The following is a 17,316-nucleotide window of genomic DNA, read 5'->3' on the forward strand; positions in this document are numbered from 1 at the left end:
AGCCCCATGAAAGTTAATACCAAGAAGGCCGCCGGTGCGAGCCCCAAGCCCGCGCCCAGAGCCAATGTCAAGCCCGGCGCCCCGGCCGCGCCCAAGGTGGACCCGCGCGCCGGCACCAAGGGCAAGAAACTCAACAAGGCCTGGCTGCACGACCATTTGAACGACCCCTATGTGAAACTGGCCCAGAAAGAGGGTTACCGCGCCCGCGCGGCCTACAAGCTCAAGGAAATCGACGAAACCCTGGGCCTGATCAAGCCGGGCGACTGCGTGGTGGATCTGGGCAGCACACCCGGCGCCTGGAGCCAGTATGTGCGGCGCAAACTGTCACCGGGCGGCGCGGCGGCCGGCGACCTCAATGGCCGCATCATCGGACTGGACCTGCTGCCGATGGAGCCGATCGAGGGCGTGACCTTCATCCAGGGCGATTTTCGCGAACCCGAGGTGTTACAAAAACTGGAGCAGGCCCTGGCCACCGACCAAGGCCCGGCGCGGGTAGATCTGGTGATTTCGGACATGGCGCCGAATCTCTCGGGCATCGAGTCGGCCGATGCGGCGCGCATTGCCCATCTGGTGGAGCTGGCCGTGGAGTTTGCCCAGAACCACATGAAACCGGGCGGCACGCTGGTCGTCAAGCTGTTTCATGGCAGCGGCTATGACGAGCTGGTCAAGCTGTTCAAGGACACGTTCAGGGTGGTCAAGCGCTTCAAGCCCAAGGCCTCGCGTCCTGGCTCGTCGGAAACTTTCCTGACCGGTACCGGTCTTAAATAAGCCGGCTATTCCCCTGCCAAACCAAAGGATGTAATCGGCGGTTTACAGGGTTTATCGGGTTTTTGGCCTTGAAAGGCCTAAAATCAGGCGCATGTGCCATCCCATCTGCTTTGGGTTCTTACATCGGAGTCATCCTTGAACAATCAGTGGTTTTCAAAAATTGCAATCTGGCTGGTGATCGCCATGGTGCTGTTCACCGTTTTCAAGCAATTTGATACACGCGGCAGTGCAGGCTCCAATTACCTGGGTTATTCCGAGTTCCTTGAAGAAGTGCGCGGCAAGCGCATCAAGGCAGCCACCATCGCCGAAGGCCAGGGCGGCACCGAAATCACCGCCACCACCACCGACGATCGCAAAATCCGCACCACTGCCACCTATCTGGACCGCGGCTTGGTCGGCGACCTGATTGCCAATGACGTGAAGTTTGACGTCAAGGCCCGCGAAGAAGGCTCGCTGCTCATGACCCTGCTGGTCAGCTGGGGTCCAATGCTGCTGCTGATCGGCGTGTGGGTCTACTTCATGCGGCAGATGCAGGGTGGCGGCAAGGGCGGCGCGTTCAGCTTCGGCAAATCCAAGGCGCGCATGCTTGACGAGTCGACCAATCCGGTGACCTTTGCCGACGTGGCCGGTTGCGACGAAGCCAAGGAAGAAGTCAAGGAAGTCGTCGACTTCCTGAAAGACCCGGCCAAGTTCCAGAAACTCGGTGGCCGCATTCCGCGCGGCCTGCTGCTGGTCGGCCCTCCGGGCACCGGCAAAACCCTGCTCGCCAAAGGCATTGCCGGCGAAGCCAAGGTGCCTTTCTTCTCGATCTCGGGCTCTGATTTCGTGGAAATGTTTGTCGGCGTGGGCGCTGCCCGCGTGCGCGACATGTTTGAAAACGCCAAGAAAAACGCCCCCTGCATCATCTTTATCGACGAGATTGACGCCGTCGGCCGCCAGCGTGGCGCGGGCTTGGGCGGCGGCAATGACGAGCGCGAGCAGACGCTGAACCAGATGCTGGTCGAGATGGACGGCTTTGAAACCAATGTCGGCGTGATCGTGGTGGCGGCCACCAACCGCCCCGACATTCTGGACGCCGCCTTGCTGCGCCCCGGCCGTTTTGACCGCCAGGTCTATGTCACGCTGCCCGATATTCGCGGCCGCGAGCAGATTCTGAATGTGCACATGCGCAAGGTGCCGCTCGGCCAGGACGTGAACCCCAGCGTGATTGCACGCGGCACGCCCGGCATGTCGGGCGCCGACCTGGCCAACCTGTGCAACGAAGCTGCCCTGATGGCTGCCCGCCGCAGTGCGCGTGTGGTCGAGATGCAGGACTTTGAAAAAGCCAAAGACAAAATCCTGATGGGCCCGGAGCGCAAGAGCATGGTCATGCCCGAGGAAGAGCGCCGCAACACGGCCTACCACGAGTCTGGCCACGCGCTGCTCGGGAAGATGCTGCCCAAGTGCGACCCGGTGCACAAAGTGACCATTATTCCGCGTGGCCGCGCCCTGGGTGTGACGATGAGCCTGCCGGCGCAAGACCGCTACAGCTATGACCGCGAGTACATGCTGAGCCAGATCAGCATGCTGTTTGGCGGCCGCATCGCCGAGGAAGTCTTCATGCATCAGAGGACTACCGGCGCCAGCAACGACTTTGAACGCGCCACCGCGCTGGCCCGCGACATGGTCACGCGCTACGGCATGACCGAGGCGCTGGGCCCCATGGTCTATGCCGAGAACGAAGGCGAAGTGTTTCTGGGCCGCTCGGTCACCAAGACCAACAACATGAGCGAAGCCACCCTGCAAAAGGTCGACGGCGAGGTGCGCCGCATCATCGACCAGCAGTACACCGTGGCGCGTACGCTGATTGAAGACAATCAGGACAAGATTCACGCCATGGCCAAGGCCCTGCTCGAATGGGAAACCATTGACGGCGAGCAACTGGACGACATCATTGCCGGCAAGGAGCCGCGCCCGCCCAAAGACTGGACGCCGCGCAATTCATCGGTCGGTGGCGGCAGCGGCGGCCCGCCCAGCGGTGGCAGCCCGGCGGTCAGCACCGACCCGGCGCCCACGGTGGCTTGAGCCGGCGCATTGATTCCATGACAACCGGGGCTGGTCCCCGGTTTTTCTATTTCTGACAACCGATTCTTTTTTTGCAAGCTATCGTGATCTGGCAAACTTCACGCTTTCAGATTGACCTGACATCACCGCGCGTCATGGGCATTGTCAATGTCACGCCCGACTCTTTCTCGGACGGCGGTCGTTACTTCTCACTGGGCGGCGGGTCCGCCGGCGCGCTGGCGCATTGCGAACAGCTGATTGCCGAGGGCGCCGAGCTGCTGGACATTGGCGGTGAATCGACCCGCCCCGGCGCGCCGCCCGTGCCGCTGGCCGAAGAACTGGCGCGGGTGCTGCCGGTGGTGCGGCACGCGGTCACGCTGGGCGTGCCGGTGTCTGTCGACACCTACAAACCCCAGGTCATGCAGGCGGTGCTCGACCTGGGCGCCGACATCATCAATGACGTGTGGGCGCTGCGCCAGCCCGGCGCCAGCGCGGTGGTGGCTGGCCACCCGCGCTGCGGCGTTTGCCTGATGCACATGCACCGCGAGCCGCAAACCATGCAGGCCGCGCCTATGGAGGGCGATGTGGTGCCGCAGGTGCTCTCTTTTTTGCAGCAGGCGGCGCAGGCGCTGCAAAGGGCGGGCGTGCAAAAAAACCGCATCGTGCTGGACGCGGGGGTGGGCTTTGGCAAGACCGTGGCGCAAAATTTCTCGCTGCTGGGGCGGCAGCATGAGTTGCTGGCGGCCGGTTACCCGCTGCTGGCCGCCTGGTCGCGCAAGTCTTCGCTGGCCGCCGTTTGCGGCAGCTCGCTGGGCGTGGTGGCGCAACTCGACATTGCCGAGCGCATGGTGCCCAGCGTGGCTGCTGCGCTGCTGGCGGTGGAACGCGGCGCCCGCGTGGTGCGGGTGCATGACGTGCATGAAACCGTGCAGGCCCTCAAGGTCTGGGCGGCGGCGTGGCCCGCCTAAAATACGAGCTTTATTCTTACAACATCAGACGCACAGGGACTGCAACCATGACCCGTAACTACTTTGGCACCGACGGCATTCGCGGCACGGTCGGCCAGCCACCGATCACGCCAGACTTTGTGCTGCGGCTGGCCCATGCGGTGGGCCGCGTGCTGCGCCAGACTGAAGCGCGGCCGACCGTGCTGATCGGCAAGGACACCCGAATTTCCGGCTACATGCTGGAAAGCGCGCTGGAGTCGGGCTTCAACTCGGCCGGTGTCGATGTGGTGTTGCTCGGGCCGCTGCCCACGCCCGGCGTGGCCTACCTCACGCGGGCGCAGCGCGCCAGCCTGGGCGTGGTCATCAGCGCCAGCCACAATGCCTTTGCCGACAATGGCATCAAGTTTTTCAGCGCCCAGGGCGCCAAGCTCAGCGATGCCTGGGAGCTGGCGGTGGAAGCCGCGCTGGAACAGCCGCCGGTCTGGGCCGACTCGGCCACTCTGGGCAAGACGCGCCGCCTGGACGATGCGGCGGGCCGCTACATCGAGTTTTGCAAAAGCACCTTTGCCCATGACCTGACCCTGAAGGGCCTGAAGATCGTGGTCGACGGCGCCCATGGCGCGGCCTATCACATTGCGCCGCTGGTGTTTCATGAACTCGGCGCCGAGGTCATTGCCATTGGCTGCGCGCCCGACGGGCTCAATATCAACCACGAGGTGGGCGCCACGCACCCACAGGCGCTGATTGAGGCGGTCAGGGCCAACCAGGCCGATTACGGCATCGCGCTGGACGGCGACGCCGACCGGCTGCAACTGGTGGATGCCGATGGCCGGCTTTTCAACGGTGACGAAGTGCTGTTCCTGATGGTCAATGAGCGGCTGGCTCGCGGAGAAAAAGTGCCCGGCACCGTCGGCACGCTGATGACCAACATGGCGGTGGAGCTGGCCCTTAAAGCCAGGGGTGTCGAGTTTGTGCGGGCCAAGGTCGGTGACCGCTACGTGCTCGAAGAACTTGAAAAGCGCGGCTGGCTGCTGGGCGGCGAGGGCTCGGGCCACCTGCTGGCGCTGGACAAGCACACCACCGGCGACGGCCTGATCAGCGCACTGCAGGTGTTGCAGGCCTGCGTGCGCAGCGGCAAGACCATTGCCCAGCTACTGGGCGATGTGGTGCTGTTTCCGCAGACCCTGATCAACGTGCGGCTCAAACCCGGCCAGGACTGGAAATCCAGCGACTCGCTGGCCAGCGAAACCCGGGCCGTGGAAGATGAACTGGGCGACACCGGCCGCATTTTGATTCGCGCCAGCGGCACCGAGCCGCTGCTGCGGGTGATGGTCGAAGCGCGCGATGCGGGCCAGGCCAGAGCCTGCGCCGAGCGCGTGGCCGACACGGTGCGTTCCTGAAACCGCTTTTTTAAGCAAAACAAGCCTCCAGCCCATTGTTCATGGGCGCAGGCAGCTATCGAATAAATAGCAGTCGAGTGCAGGGCGGGCGCCGGTGGCGGCAACCGCGCTCCTTCAGCGTCTCAGGCCAGCGTGTAGGCGGTCTTCACCGTTGTGAAAAATTCCTGCGCATACTTGCCCTGCTCTCGTGGGCCATAGCTTGAACCCTTACGTCCGCCAAACGGCACGTGGTAGTCCACACCTGCGGTGGGCAGATTCACCATCACCATGCCAGCCTGGCTGTGCCGCTTGAAATGCGTGGCGTACTTGAGGCTGGTGGTGGCAATGCCGGCGGACAGGCCGAACGGCGTGTCGTTGGCCGTGACCAGAGCCGCTTCGTAATCTTTGACACGGATGATGCTGGCGACTGGGCCAAAAATCTCTTCGCGGTTGATGCGCATGCTGGCGGTGCTTTCGCTGAACAGCGCCGGCGCCATGAAGTAACCCTCGGCGCCGCTGCCGCTGTGGCAAGAGACGCGCTCGCCGCCCATGACCAGCGTCGCGCCCTCGGTTTTGCCAATTTGCACATAGCTCAGGTCTTGCTCAAGTTGCGCCTGTGATGACACGGGACCGATGTCAGTGCCAGCCGTCAGGGCGTCACCCACCGTGATGCGCGCCATGCGTTGCTGCAGGGCTTGGACAAAGGCCGGGTAAATGCCCCCGGTCACGATGAGACGGCTCGATGCCGTGCAGCGCTGGCCGGTGGCGTAAAACGCGCTCTGCGCGCTGAGTTCCACCGCCTGCGCCAGATCGGCGTCGTCCAGAATGACCTGCGGGTTTTTGCCGCCCATCTCCAGCTGCACTTTCTTCAGGCTTTTGGCACAGGCTTCGGCAATGCGGCTGCCCACACCCACCGAGCCGGTGAAGCTGATGGCGTTGATGCCGGAGTGGTTGACCAGGGCGTCGCCAATCACCCGCCCCGGTCCCATCACCAGGTTGAAAACGCCCGCCGGAATGCCTGAGCGCGAAATGATTTCGGCCAGCGCCCAGGCACTGCCCGGTACCAGGTCGGCGGGCTTGAAGACCACGCAGTTGCCAAAGGCCAGCGCTGGCGCAATTTTCCAGGCCGGTATCGCGATCGGGAAATTCCAGGGCGTGATCAGGCCGACCACACCGACCGGTTCGCGGGTGATCTCGACACCGATGCCGGGTCGCACCGACGGCACGGTTTCGCCCGACAAACGCAAACACTCGCCGGCGAAGAACTTGAAGATATGGCCGGCGCGGGTGACCTCGCCAATGCCTTCTGGCTTCGTTTTACCTTCTTCGCGCGAAAGCAGGGTGCCCAGTTCTTCGCGGCGCACCAAAAAATTTCGCTGCCGATTTTGTCGAGTGCGTCAGACCGGGCCTGTATGCCTGAGACCGACCACGCCGGGAACGCGGACTGCGCGGCTTGCACCGCCAGCGCCAGCTGCGCGGCGTCACCCTGGGTGTACTCGCCGATCACGTCAGACAGGTTGGAGGGGTTGAGGTTGGGGCTGGTGGTGGTGCCAGCAAGCCATTGACCGTTGATCAGGTTGTTGTGCAAAGTGGTCATTGAAATCTTGCTCTATTTAGTCCAGCGCAAAACCAACGGGTCCAGCCGGCGGGCGGTTTCAATCAGGCCTTTGCGTACCTCGGCGTGCATGGCGGGAAAAGGGTGGCGCGGCGCCTCGCAGGCGATGATGCCGCCGGCCTTCATCAGCGCCTTGGCCGTCAGGATGCCGCCCTGGCGGTTTTCATAGTTGATCAGCGGCAGCCAGCGTGTGTACTCGGCGATCGCTTCTTCGCGGCGGCCTGCGGCATAGGCGTCGACAATGCGGCGTATGCCGTCAGGGTAGGCGCCACCCGTCATGGCGCCGGTAGCGCCCGCGTCCAGGTCGGGCAGCAGGGTGATGGCCTCTTCGCCGTCCCACGGGCCTTCAATGGCGTCCCCGCCCAGGCGAATCAGCTCGCGCAGCTTGGAGGCGGCACCGGCGGTTTCGATCTTGAAGTACGACACCTGCTGGATCTCTTTGGCCATGCGCGCCAGAAAGGCTGCAGACAGCGTCGTGCCGCTCATAGGGGCATCCTGAATCATGATGGGGATGGCTATGGCGTCTGACAGCGCGGCGTAGAACTCGTAAATCTTTTCCTCGCTCGCGCGCAGGGTGGCGCCATGGTAGGGCGGCATCACCATCACCATGGCGGCGCCCAGGTCTTGCGCGCGGCGGCTGCGCTCGGCGCACACCCGAGTTCCAAAGTGCGTGGTGGTGACAATTACCGGCACCCGGCCGGCGACATGCTTGAGGATGGCGCTCGTCAGCACTTCGCGCTCGTCGTCCGACAGCAAGAACTGCTCGGAAAAGTTGGCCAGGATGCACAGGCCGTTCGAGCCCGCGTCAATCATGAAATCCACACAGCGCTTCTGGCTCTCGAGGTCGAGTTCGCCCGCTTCGCTAAAGGTGGTGGGCACCACCGGAAATACGCCTTTGTATCTTGCAATCATGCCGATCACTCAATGATGTTGAAGTCTTTGAGAAACTCGGTCTTCAGCGTCAGGCCCAGGCCGGGTTGGTTGTCGTCGAGCTGCACAAAGCCGTTTTCGGCCACGGGTTCGCCGTCAAAGATGTAATAGAAGAGCTCATTGCCGACTTCCACGTCAAACATCGGAAAGTACTCGCTCATGGGCGAGGCCAGCGTGCTCATGGTCAGGTGGTAGTTGTGCATCTGGCCGGCGTGCGGAATCACCGGCACGCTGTAGGCCTCGCACAGCGCATTGATCTTGTGGGCGGCCGTGATGCCGCCGACACGGTTGGTGTCGTACTGAACCACCGACACCGCTTTTTTGTCCAGCAGCTGCTTGAAGCCGTAGAGCGAAAACTCATGCTCGCCGCCCGAGATCGGGATGCTGGTGAGCTGGTTCAGTTCCGCGTAGCCGTCGATGTCGTCGGCAATCACCGGTTCTTCGAGCCAACGCGGCTCAAATTTCTCCAGCTTGGGCAGCATGCGTTTGGCGTATTCGAGGTTCCAGCCCATGTAGCACTCGAGCATCAGGTCGTTGTCGTAGCCAATGACTTCGCGGATGGCTTCGACGGACTTGAGGTTTTCGGCCACGCCTTTTTGCAGGTGCGCCGGGCCATAGCCAAAGCGCATTTTGAAGGCGGTGAAGCCTGCGTCCTTGTACTTTTGCGCTTCGTCCTGCATGGCTTTCAGGTTGGTGCGGTAGAGCTTGGAGTAGTAGCAGGGAATCTTTTCCTTGGTGCGGCCGCCCAACAGCTTGAACACCGGCTTGTTCACCGACTTGCCCAGGATGTCCCAGATCGCCAGGTCGATCGCCGAGATAGCGGCCATGGTCACGCCCTTGCGGCCCCACGCGTGGGTGGCGCGGTACATGCGCTGCCACAGGTATTCGTAGTCCCACGGATCCTGGCCCAGCACCAGCGGCGTCAGGTACTGGTCGATGATGGCTTTGGCGATGGCGGGCGCCAGGGCCACATTGCCCAGGCCGATGATGCCGTCGTCGGTTTCAATTTCGACCACGGTCCAGGAATGGAAGCGGAAGGTGCTCATGGACTCGGTTTTGGAGTACACCAAGTCCATGGCGTTGGAGCAGAAATTTCCTTGGGGCGGAACGGTTTTGCCTTTCCACTCGAACACGCGTGCGCGAACTGATTTGATTTTCATGGGGTCGTCCCTTTAAGAATGAAGGCGTGCCGCACCCATGCGGCACGCGATGCGAAATGCGTTGTGGGTGGCGTTGACATCCGCTACGCCCTGGCCGGCAATGTCATACGCCGTGCCGTGGGCCGGCGTCGTGATCGGCACCGGCAGGCCGCCTTGCACCGTCACGCCCTTGCTGAAGCCCATGAGCTTGATGGCGATCTGGCCCTGGTCGTGGTACATGGTGACGATGGCCTGGTACTGGCCGTCGCGTGCCTTCAGAAAAATCGTGTCGGCGGGGAAGGGGCCATCAACCGGAAAACCGCTGGCGCGCAACTCGCGCACGGCCGGCTCGATGATGTCGATCTCTTCGCGTCCGCAGACGCCCCCGTCACCGCCATGCGGGTTGAAGGCCGCCACGGCGACTTTGGGGCTGGGGTTGCCGCTGGCCTGCAGCGATCGGTAAATCAGCCGTGTGGCATCGACAATGCGTTCCCGGCTCAGCATGGATGCCGCATCCTTGAGTGGAATATGCGAGGACACGCGCGCCGTCCACAAGTCGCCGAGCGTGTTGAACTCGCAGAAATAGCCGGTCACGCCCAGGTATTCGGCAAAGTGGTGCAGCTCGTCTTCGTGCTTCAGGCCGCCCAGCTTCATCGCCTGCTTGTTCAGCGGCGCAAAACAGATGGCATCGACCTCGCCGCGCTTGGCGCCATCCATGCACAGGTCCAACACCTGCAGCACGGCGTTGCCGCAGGCGGCCTGCGCCTGGCTGCGCTGCACCTGGTCCGGGCGAATCGTGTCTACAGCCAGAAAGGCCGGCAGGCTCTGGTCGGGCCGTGTGCCGACCTCCATCAGGCTGCTGACGGCCTGGGTGGCGACGGTTTGCCTGGCAATGGCCTGGCCGTCTTGCCAGAGCCAGGGGTCGCCCAGCAGCACGATGTTGGCTTGCGCCGTGATGCCGGGCTGGCTCAGCAGCCGTGCGATCAGCTCCGGGCCAATGCCTGCTGCGTCGCCCAGTGTCAGGGCCACAACGGGCTTGTTTTGCATGCTCATGGGTTTAATCCAGCTTGATGTTTTTCTTTGTGATCAGGTCGCCATAGCGCTTGTTTTCAGCGCTGTGAAATTGCGCAAACTGGGCCTGCGTCATGGGGGTCAGGTCGGCACCAATGGCACCCAGGCGGGTCTGCGTCTCGGGCATGGCCAGTACCTTGGTGACCTCGGCGTAAACACGCTCCTGTACGGCTTTGGGCGTGGCAGCCGGCATGTAGATGCCGTACCAGGCACTCATTTCCACGCCCTTGAGTCCGGCTTCAGCCATGGTGGGCACGTTGGGCAATTGCGGGTTGCGCTTGGCACTGGCCACGGCCAGGGCCTTGATGCGGCCGTTTTTGACCTGGCCAATCACCGAGGGCATGGTGTCAAAACTCAGTTGCACCTGGCCACCGACCAGATCGATCAGGGCCGGGCCGCTGCCGCGGTAGGGAATGTGGGTAATGAAGACCCCCGCCTGGTCCTTGAACAGCTCGGCCGCAATGTGCTGCGTGCTGCCCGAGCCGCTGGTGGCGTAATTGAGCTGGCCGGGCTTTGATTTGGCCAGCTGGATCAGCGACTTGACCGAATCCACCGGCAACTCGTTGTTGACCACCAGCACATTCGGCACGGCACCGACAAACACCACGGGCACCAGATCCTTGTTGTTGTCGTAGCCCAGCTTGAGCAAATGCGGCGCGATGGCGTGCGCAGTCGATACGCCCATCAGCAGGGTGTGTCCGTCATTGGACTTGGCGGTGACGTCCGCGGCCAGGGTGTTGGAAGCGCCGGGGCGGTTTTCAACCACCACCGGCTGCTTGAGCAGCGGGCCCAGCCGGTCGGCCACGGCGCGGGCCATGGCGTCGGTGCCGCCGCCGGGGGCGGAGCCGACCAGAATGCGTACCGGCTTGGTCGGCCAGTCCTGGGCAAAAACATGGGTGTGGCCGCTCAACACGCAGGCGGCCAGCAAGGCGGCAGGGAATATTTTCGCCAGCTTCAAGGGCTTCATCATCGGGTGTCTCCAAAACATTGTTGTGAACCAATGCGCTAATGGTAGAGAGCCTGACAGTTAACGTAAATTGAAAATTCATGATTATTTGATAATCACTGGTTATCATTTAAAGTCGCCTGATTTTGCTCTGGAGCTTATGTCCACAACGCCGCTCATTCCCCAATTGCTGAATCGCCTGCGCATGCGCCAGGTCGCCCTTCTCCTGGCAGTGGGCGAGCACGGCACCCTGCGCAAGGCCTCGGCCGAATTGGGCATGACGCAGCCGGCGGCCACCAAAATGATTCAGGAGCTGGAGGCGGCGCTGGGTCAGCGGCTGTTTGAGCGGGTCGGGCGCGGGCAGAAGCTCACCGCAGCAGGCACCAGCGTGCTGGGCTACTTTCGCGGCATGCGCGGCTCGATGGAGTCGATGACGCGCGAACTGGCCGAGCTGCAACTCGGCAGTTCCGGCCGGCTTTCGGTCGGCAGCATCATGGCACCATCGCCCACCTTGCTGACAAACGCCATCATTGCGCTTAAGCAAGCCTACCCGCTGCTGTCAGTCGACATCACGATGGACACCAGCGACCGCCTGCTGGAACTGCTGCGCGAAGGCGGGCTTGATGTGGCGATTGGCCGCATGCGCGACGAACACTGGCAGGACTACCGCTTTACCCCGCTGGAGAACGAAGCGCTGTCGGTGGTGGTTGGTGTGCACCATCCGCTGGGCCAGAGAAAATCGGTGAAGTTCGCCAGCCTGCTGGACTACCCGTGGATATTGCAGCCCACCGGCAGCCCGATGCGCGAGGTGCTGGATCAGGAGTTCCGCATGCTGCAGATGCCGGCGCCCAGGGGCCTGATTGAAACCGCCTCTATCCTGACCACTACCGACCTGATCGACAAGACGGACATGATGGCGGTCATGCCCCGGTCGATTGCTGACACCTATGCCCAACATGGTCTGCTGAAGGTCTTGCCTTGCGAGATCCGGCACAAAATGGAGTCGTTTGGTTCCATCACCCGCAAGGACAGGCCGCTGAGCGAGGCGGCGCGGTTCTTTCTGTCGGCGCTGCACCCGCCAGGTGGCTGAGCCATTTTGACCGAATGTGCAGGTCAAATTGGTCTGTAGCCCAGGTTTTACGCGGGTGTTGTGCTATGCAAACAATATCAAATACACTGCCCGGATTCAGGCGCTTACCGTCCTGCGTGCCAGCCGCCACCGAGCGACTGGATCAGCGCCACCGCCGTGGTCTGCCGGTCGGCCGTGGCCTGCACCAGCGCGCGGCGCGCGCTCAGCGCGGTGGCCTGGGCGGTGATGACTTCGGTGAAACTGACCTGGCCGCTGCGGTAGCGGTTCAGCACCTGCTGCTCCACCTGGTCGGCGGCCTGCGAGGCCTGGCGCCGCAGCTCCAGCTGGGTCTGCAGCACGCGGGCGGCGGCCAGCTGGTCTTCGACGTCGGCAAACGCCGTCAACACGGCCTGGCGGTAACGCGCCACCGCCTGCTCATGCGATGCCCGGGCGCCTTCGACCCGCGCGCCAGTGGCCCCGGCATTGAACAGCACCTGCGCCACCGACAGGCCCAGCGACCAGGCGCTGGTCGAGGCGCTGAACAGGTCGGCCACGCGGCTGGCGCTCGAACCGGTGGAAGCGCTCAAGGAAAAGCTCGGGTAGTAGGCGCTTTTGGCAATGCCAATCTGCTCGTTGGCGCTGGCCACGCGGCGCTCGGCCGCCGCAATGTCGGGCCGGCGCTGCAGCAAGGTGGAGGGCAGGCCCACTGGAACTTCGGGCACCACCGGTTTCCAGTCGGGGGCGGGCAGCGCGGCCAGGCTGAAATTGCCGGGCGCCTCGCCGACCAGCACCGCCATCGCGTGCTCAAGTTGCGCGCGCTGGCGCTGCAGCCCGGCGTTGTCGGCCTGGGCGTTGGCCAGCTGGGTTTGCGCCTGCAGCACGTCGGTTTTGGCGACGATGCCGGCGCTGTAGCGGTTTTGCGTGATTTCCAGCGTGCGCTGGAAGCCGGCAATGGTGCTTTCCAGCAGCGTTTTCTGGGCGTCCGTCTGGCGCAGTGAAAAGTAGTTGATGGCCAGTTCGCCCTGGGCCGACAGCCGGGCTGAGGCCAGGTCGGCGGCGCTGGCCTGCTCGCCCGCCGCCGCGCCGTCAACGGCGCGGCCCAGCCGGCCCCAGACGTCGGGCTCCCAGCTGGCGCCTATGCTGAGCTGGTAGTTGCTGCTGGTGCGCCCGCCGCTGCCCGTGCCGGTCGAGCTGCTGCCGCCGCTGCGCGCGCGGCTGGCGCCGCCATCGAGCGCCACCGTCGGAAACAGCGAGGCCCGCTGCTCGCGCACCAGCGCGCGCGCCTGGGCATAGGCGGCTACGGCCAGCGCCACGTTCTGGTTGGACACTTCCACGCGCGATTCGAGCTGGTCCAGCACCGGGTCGCCAAACAGCGTCCACCAGGGGCCGCGTTCCAGCGCATCGGCCGGCGCGGCCGGCACCCAGTCTTTGGCCTCCTTGAAGCTGCTGACATCGACCGTGGCCGGGCGCTGGTAGTCGGGGCCGACGGCGCAGCCACTGGCGAGCAGGGCCAGCGCGGCGGCAGCGAGCCGCCGGAGCGGATACGGGGAATGAGAGACGAAAAGAGGAGGATGCATGGTGGGCCTCATTGCAGTTGCAGCGGGCTGCCCGCCGGTGGGCCGCCGGATGACCGGTCATCTGGATGACGGCTTAACTGCCGCTCGGTTGGGCTGCGGCGACGCAGTTTGTCGAGCAGCACATAGACCACCGGCGTGGTCAGTAGCGTGAGGATCTGGCTGGCAATCAGCCCGCCGATGATGGAAACACCGAGCGGGCGGCGCAGCTCGGCCCCCTCGCCAAAACCAATTGCCAGCGGCAGCGCGCCCAAAATGGCGGCCAGGGTGGTCATCAAGATCGGGCGAAAACGCAGCAGGCAGGCTTCGCGCACCGCCTGCAGAGCAGGCAGCCCGCGCGAGCGTTCGGCCTCCAGCGCAAAGTCGATGATCAAAATTGCATTCTTCTTGACGATGCCAATCAGCAGAAAAACGCCGATCAGCGCGATGATGGAAAAGTCCATCTTGAACAGCAGCAGCGCCAGCACCGCACCGACACCGGCAGAGGGCAGGGTGGACAGCACGGTGACGGGGTGAATCAGGCTCTCGTACAGAATGCCCAGCACGATGTAGATCACCACCAGCGCTGCCAGGATCAGGATGGGCTGCTGGTCCTGCGACTGCTGGGCGCTGCGCGCGGTGCCGGCAAAACTGCCGCGCACATTGATTGGCATGCCAATGTCGGCCTCGGCCTGCTTGACCGCAGCCTGGGCATCGCTGATGGTGCTGCCCTCGGCCAGGTTGTAGGAAATCGTGGTCGAGAGTTCGCCATCCTCATGGCTGACCGAGGCGGCCTTGGCGCTTTCGCTGAAGCGGGCAATGGCTGACAGCGGCACCATGGGGGTAACGGCCGTGCTCAGGGCCTGGCCGGTCGAGGCATCGCGCAGCGCCGGATTGACCACATTCACCACGCTGGCGGCCGTGGACGTGGACGTGGCTGTGTTTGTGTTTGTGGCAGCGGTCGCCAGCGTGCTGCCGCTGCCGCCTTTGGCCGGAATGTAAATGTCCTTGAGTGATTCCGGGCTCTGGATAAAACGTGGCGCGACTTCCATGATCACGCGGTACTGGTTGAGGTCGGCATAGATGGTGGCAACCTGGCGCTGGCCGAAAGCGTTGTAGAGCGCGTTGTCCACATCGCGCGCGCTGATGCCGAGACGGGCCGCGCTTTCCTTGTCCACGGTCACCATGGTTTCCACGCCGTTTTCCTGCTGGTCGGTGTCCACGTCGGTCAGTGCGCTCTGCAGTTTCATGCGCTCGGCCAGGCGCAGGGCCCACACGCGCAGGTCGGCGGTAGAGTCGCTTTTCAGGGTGTACTGGTAGGTCGAATTGCTTTGGCGGCCGCCGCCGCGCAGGTCTTGCACCGGGTTCAGAAACAGCGTGACGCCGGTCACCCTGGCCAGCTGCGGGCGCAGCCGCGCAATCACGGCCTGGCCGCCCTCGGTACGCTGCGCCACCGGCTTGAGGTTGATGAACATGAAGCCACCGCCGGCGCGCGCGCCGCCGGTAAAACCGACCACGGTGTCCACCGCCGGGTCCTGCCGGATGATGTCCACCAGCTGCTTTAACTTGGCTTGCATGGCCTGAAAGGAAATGCTGCGGTCAGCGCTCAGGCCACCGCTGATTTGCCCGGTGTCCTGCTGCGGGAAAAAGCCCTTGGGCACCTTGATGAACAGATAGGCATTGAGTGCGATGACGGCGCCCAGTATCAGCATCACCAGCAGGCGGCTGCCCAGTGCCCAGTCCAGGCTGACCTCGTAGCTGCGGTGCACGCGGGTGAAGGCGCTTTCAGACCAGCGGGCGACAAATGCAAAGCGCCCTGGCGGTTTTTCAGTGGCGCTTGACGGTTTGAGCAGCCAGGCGCACATCATGGGCGTGGTGGTCAGCGAAATCACCAGCGAGATCAGCACCGCCGCCGACAGCGTGACCGCAAATTCACGAAACAGCCGCCCGGTCTGCCCGCCCATGAACAGCAACGGAATGAACACCGCCACCAGCGACAGGCTGATCGACAGCACGGTAAAGCCGACCTCGCGCGCGCCCAGCAGCGCTGCCTTGAAGCGGTCCATGCCGGCTTCGATATGGCGGCTGGTGTTTTCCAGCACCACAATCGCGTCGTCCACCACAAAGCCGGTGGCCACCGTCAGTGCCATCAGGCTCAGGTTGTTCAGGCTAAAGCCCAGCAAATACATCACCCCCAGGGTACCGAGCAGCGACACCACCGTGGCCACCGCCGGAATCACGGTGGCGCGCGCGCTGCGCAAAAACGCGCTGACCACCAGCACCACCAGCGCAATCGAGATCAGCAGCGTGATTTCAATCTCGCGCAGCGAGGCGCGTATCGAGTTGGTACTGTCCGAGGCCACTTGCAGCTGCACATCCTGCGGCAACTGGGCCTGCAGCTCCGGCAGCAGCGCGCGCACGCCATCGACCGTCTCAATCACGTTGGCATCGGGCTGGCGCGTCACCAGCACGACCACCGCCGGGCTGCCGTTGAACAGGCCCAGGGTGTTGGTGTTTTCCACCCCGTCCACCACCTCGGCCACGTCGGCCAGGCGTATTGCCGCGCCATTGCGCCAGGCCACCACCAGACCCTGGTAGTCGATGGCCTTGCGCCCGCCGGTGGCGCTGTTGCCGCTGGAATAGATTTGAAAGCGCTGGCCATTGCCTTCAATCGCGCCCTTGGGCCGGTTGGCGTTGGACGCCTGCAGGGCCGCCCGCACGTCCTCCATGCTGACGCCATAGCGGCTCAGCGCAAACGGGTTCAGTTCCACCCGCACGGCGGGCAGCGAGCCGCCGCCCAGTTCGACGTCGCCGACCCCCGGCACCTGGGCAATCTTTTGCTGCACCAGATTCGACACCTCGTCATAAATCTGGCCCGGTGAGCGGGTCTTGGACGTGAGCGCCAGAATGATCACGGGCGCGGACGCCGGATTCGCCTTGCGGTAGGTCGGGTTGCTGCGCAGGGTGGCCGGCAGATCGGCGCGCGAGGCATTGATGGCGGCCTGCACTTCGCGCGCCGCGGCATTGATGTTGCGGTTCAGTTCAAACTGCAGGCTGACGCGGGTCGAGCCGTTGCTGCTGTTGGACGTCATTTCGTTGACGCCCGCAATCACCCCCAGCCGCCGCTCCAGCGGCGTGGCGACGCTGCTGGCCATGGTGTCGGGGCTGGCGCCCGGCAGCGAGGCGCTGACCGAGATGACGGGAAAATCGACTTGCGGCAGCGGGGACACCGGCAGCACGAAGAAGGCGCCTATGCCGGCCAGGGCGATGCCTATGGTGAGCAGGACGGTGGCTACCGGGCGGCGGACGAAGGGTTCGGAGAGGTTCATTTTCTGGCCTCGTTGTCCTTGGCCAGTGCTGGTCTTTTTGAGTTCCGAGGCCGGGTCTCGCCCCGGCGGGCGAGGCACTTTTCTTTGCTTCGCCAAAGAAAAGTACCCAAAAGAAAGGCGACCCGCAGTCTGGGTCCCCTACGCTTCGCTACGGGGCAACTTGCGGTGCTCGAACCAAGCGGGGTCTCGTGCAAACTCGCTTCGCTCAAACAAGCACGAGCCCTGATCCGCTTGCTTCTCCGCTCCTCAGCCCAGCCAGGACGGGGCAGGCAAAAAACCGGACACCAAATACCAATACCAAAACAAGTACGCGCCATGGGGCGTACTTGTGGGGTTCGGCTATTGATATTCGTGTTCCACCCCCTTCTGTATGCGCTGAGGAGCGGAAGTCCAGACGGATCAGGGCTCGTGCTTGTCTGAGCCGCAGGCGAGTTTGCACGAGACCCCGGCTGGACTGAGCACCGCAGGGTGCCCGTAGCGCAGCGAAGGGTCGCAGACAGCAGGGTCGCCTTTCTTTTCGTTAGGTT

11 protein-coding genes and 1 pseudogene are annotated in these 17,316 nt (G+C 63.6%); 5 read left to right on the plus strand and 7 right to left on the minus strand.

All coding sequences use genetic code 11. The features are described from left to right. Window positions 1-6 precede the first annotated feature (6 nt). The 4 genes from RMO23_RS00365 to glmM all read left to right on the plus strand — a co-directional run bounded on the left by RMO23_RS00365 (window position 7) and on the right by glmM (window position 5,158). Complete coding sequence (locus tag RMO23_RS00365) at window positions 7-768, plus strand: RlmE family RNA methyltransferase (protein ID WP_309677973.1); 762 nt, start codon at window positions 7-9, stop codon at window positions 766-768. A gap of 135 nt (window positions 769-903) precedes the next feature. After that, window positions 904-2,832 carry an ATP-dependent zinc metalloprotease FtsH gene (gene ftsH / locus RMO23_RS00370; protein ID WP_309677975.1) on the plus strand — a complete coding sequence of 643 codons (1,929 nt, stop codon included), beginning with the start codon at window positions 904-906 and terminating at the stop codon, window positions 2,830-2,832. Window positions 2,833-2,915: 83 nt separating this feature from the next. Next, entirely contained in the window at window positions 2,916-3,779 is an 864-nt protein-coding gene (gene folP / locus RMO23_RS00375; protein WP_309677977.1) for a dihydropteroate synthase, read from the plus strand. A 47-nt stretch (window positions 3,780-3,826) separates the two neighbouring features. Then, window positions 3,827-5,158, plus strand: a complete 1,332-nt coding sequence (gene glmM / locus RMO23_RS00380; RefSeq protein ID WP_309677980.1) for a phosphoglucosamine mutase — start codon at window positions 3,827-3,829, stop codon at window positions 5,156-5,158. Between the two features lie 122 nt (window positions 5,159-5,280). On the opposite strand, the pseudogene RMO23_RS00385 reads toward glmM, so the two are convergent. The 5 genes and pseudogenes from RMO23_RS00385 to RMO23_RS00405 form a co-directional block, all read right to left on the minus strand. Continuing rightward, window positions 5,281-6,734: pseudogene (locus RMO23_RS00385) on the minus strand (aldehyde dehydrogenase family protein). Between the two features lie 12 nt (window positions 6,735-6,746). Further along, window positions 6,747-7,664 (minus strand): dihydrodipicolinate synthase family protein, encoded by a 918-nt coding sequence (locus RMO23_RS00390; RefSeq protein WP_309677982.1) that lies wholly within the window; start codon window positions 7,662-7,664, stop codon window positions 6,747-6,749. 5 nt (window positions 7,665-7,669) lie between these two features. Continuing rightward, window positions 7,670-8,842: an L-rhamnonate dehydratase gene (locus tag RMO23_RS00395; protein ID WP_309677984.1), complete on the minus strand. Its 1,173-nt coding sequence runs from the start codon at window positions 8,840-8,842 to the stop codon at window positions 7,670-7,672. Between the two features lie 12 nt (window positions 8,843-8,854). Continuing rightward, window positions 8,855-9,874, minus strand: coding sequence for a 4-hydroxythreonine-4-phosphate dehydrogenase PdxA (locus tag RMO23_RS00400; protein ID WP_309677986.1), 1,020 nt, complete (start codon window positions 9,872-9,874; stop codon window positions 8,855-8,857). A 4-nt stretch (window positions 9,875-9,878) separates the two neighbouring features. Beyond that, a complete protein-coding gene (locus RMO23_RS00405) occupies window positions 9,879-10,862 on the minus strand; it encodes a tripartite tricarboxylate transporter substrate binding protein (protein WP_309677987.1) in 984 nt (327 codons plus the stop codon). 136 nt (window positions 10,863-10,998) lie between these two features. On the opposite strand from RMO23_RS00405, the gene RMO23_RS00410 reads away from it, so the two are divergent. Further along, window positions 10,999-11,928, plus strand: coding sequence for a LysR family transcriptional regulator (locus RMO23_RS00410; RefSeq protein WP_309677989.1), 930 nt, complete (start codon window positions 10,999-11,001; stop codon window positions 11,926-11,928). A 104-nt stretch (window positions 11,929-12,032) separates the two neighbouring features. On the opposite strand, the gene RMO23_RS00415 is transcribed toward RMO23_RS00410, so the two are convergent. Further along, a complete protein-coding gene (locus RMO23_RS00415; RefSeq protein WP_309677991.1) occupies window positions 12,033-13,484 on the minus strand; it encodes an efflux transporter outer membrane subunit in 1,452 nt (483 codons plus the stop codon). A gap of 8 nt (window positions 13,485-13,492) precedes the next feature. Beyond that, window positions 13,493-16,789 carry an efflux RND transporter permease subunit gene (locus RMO23_RS00420; protein WP_309677993.1) on the minus strand — a complete coding sequence of 1,099 codons (3,297 nt, stop codon included), beginning with the start codon at window positions 16,787-16,789 and terminating at the stop codon, window positions 13,493-13,495. Between the last annotated feature and the right edge of the window lie 527 nt (window positions 16,790-17,316).

The sequence above is a fragment of the Polaromonas sp. genome (genome assembly GCF_031411155.1).
GTDB lineage: Bacteria > Pseudomonadota > Gammaproteobacteria > Burkholderiales > Burkholderiaceae_C > Polaromonas.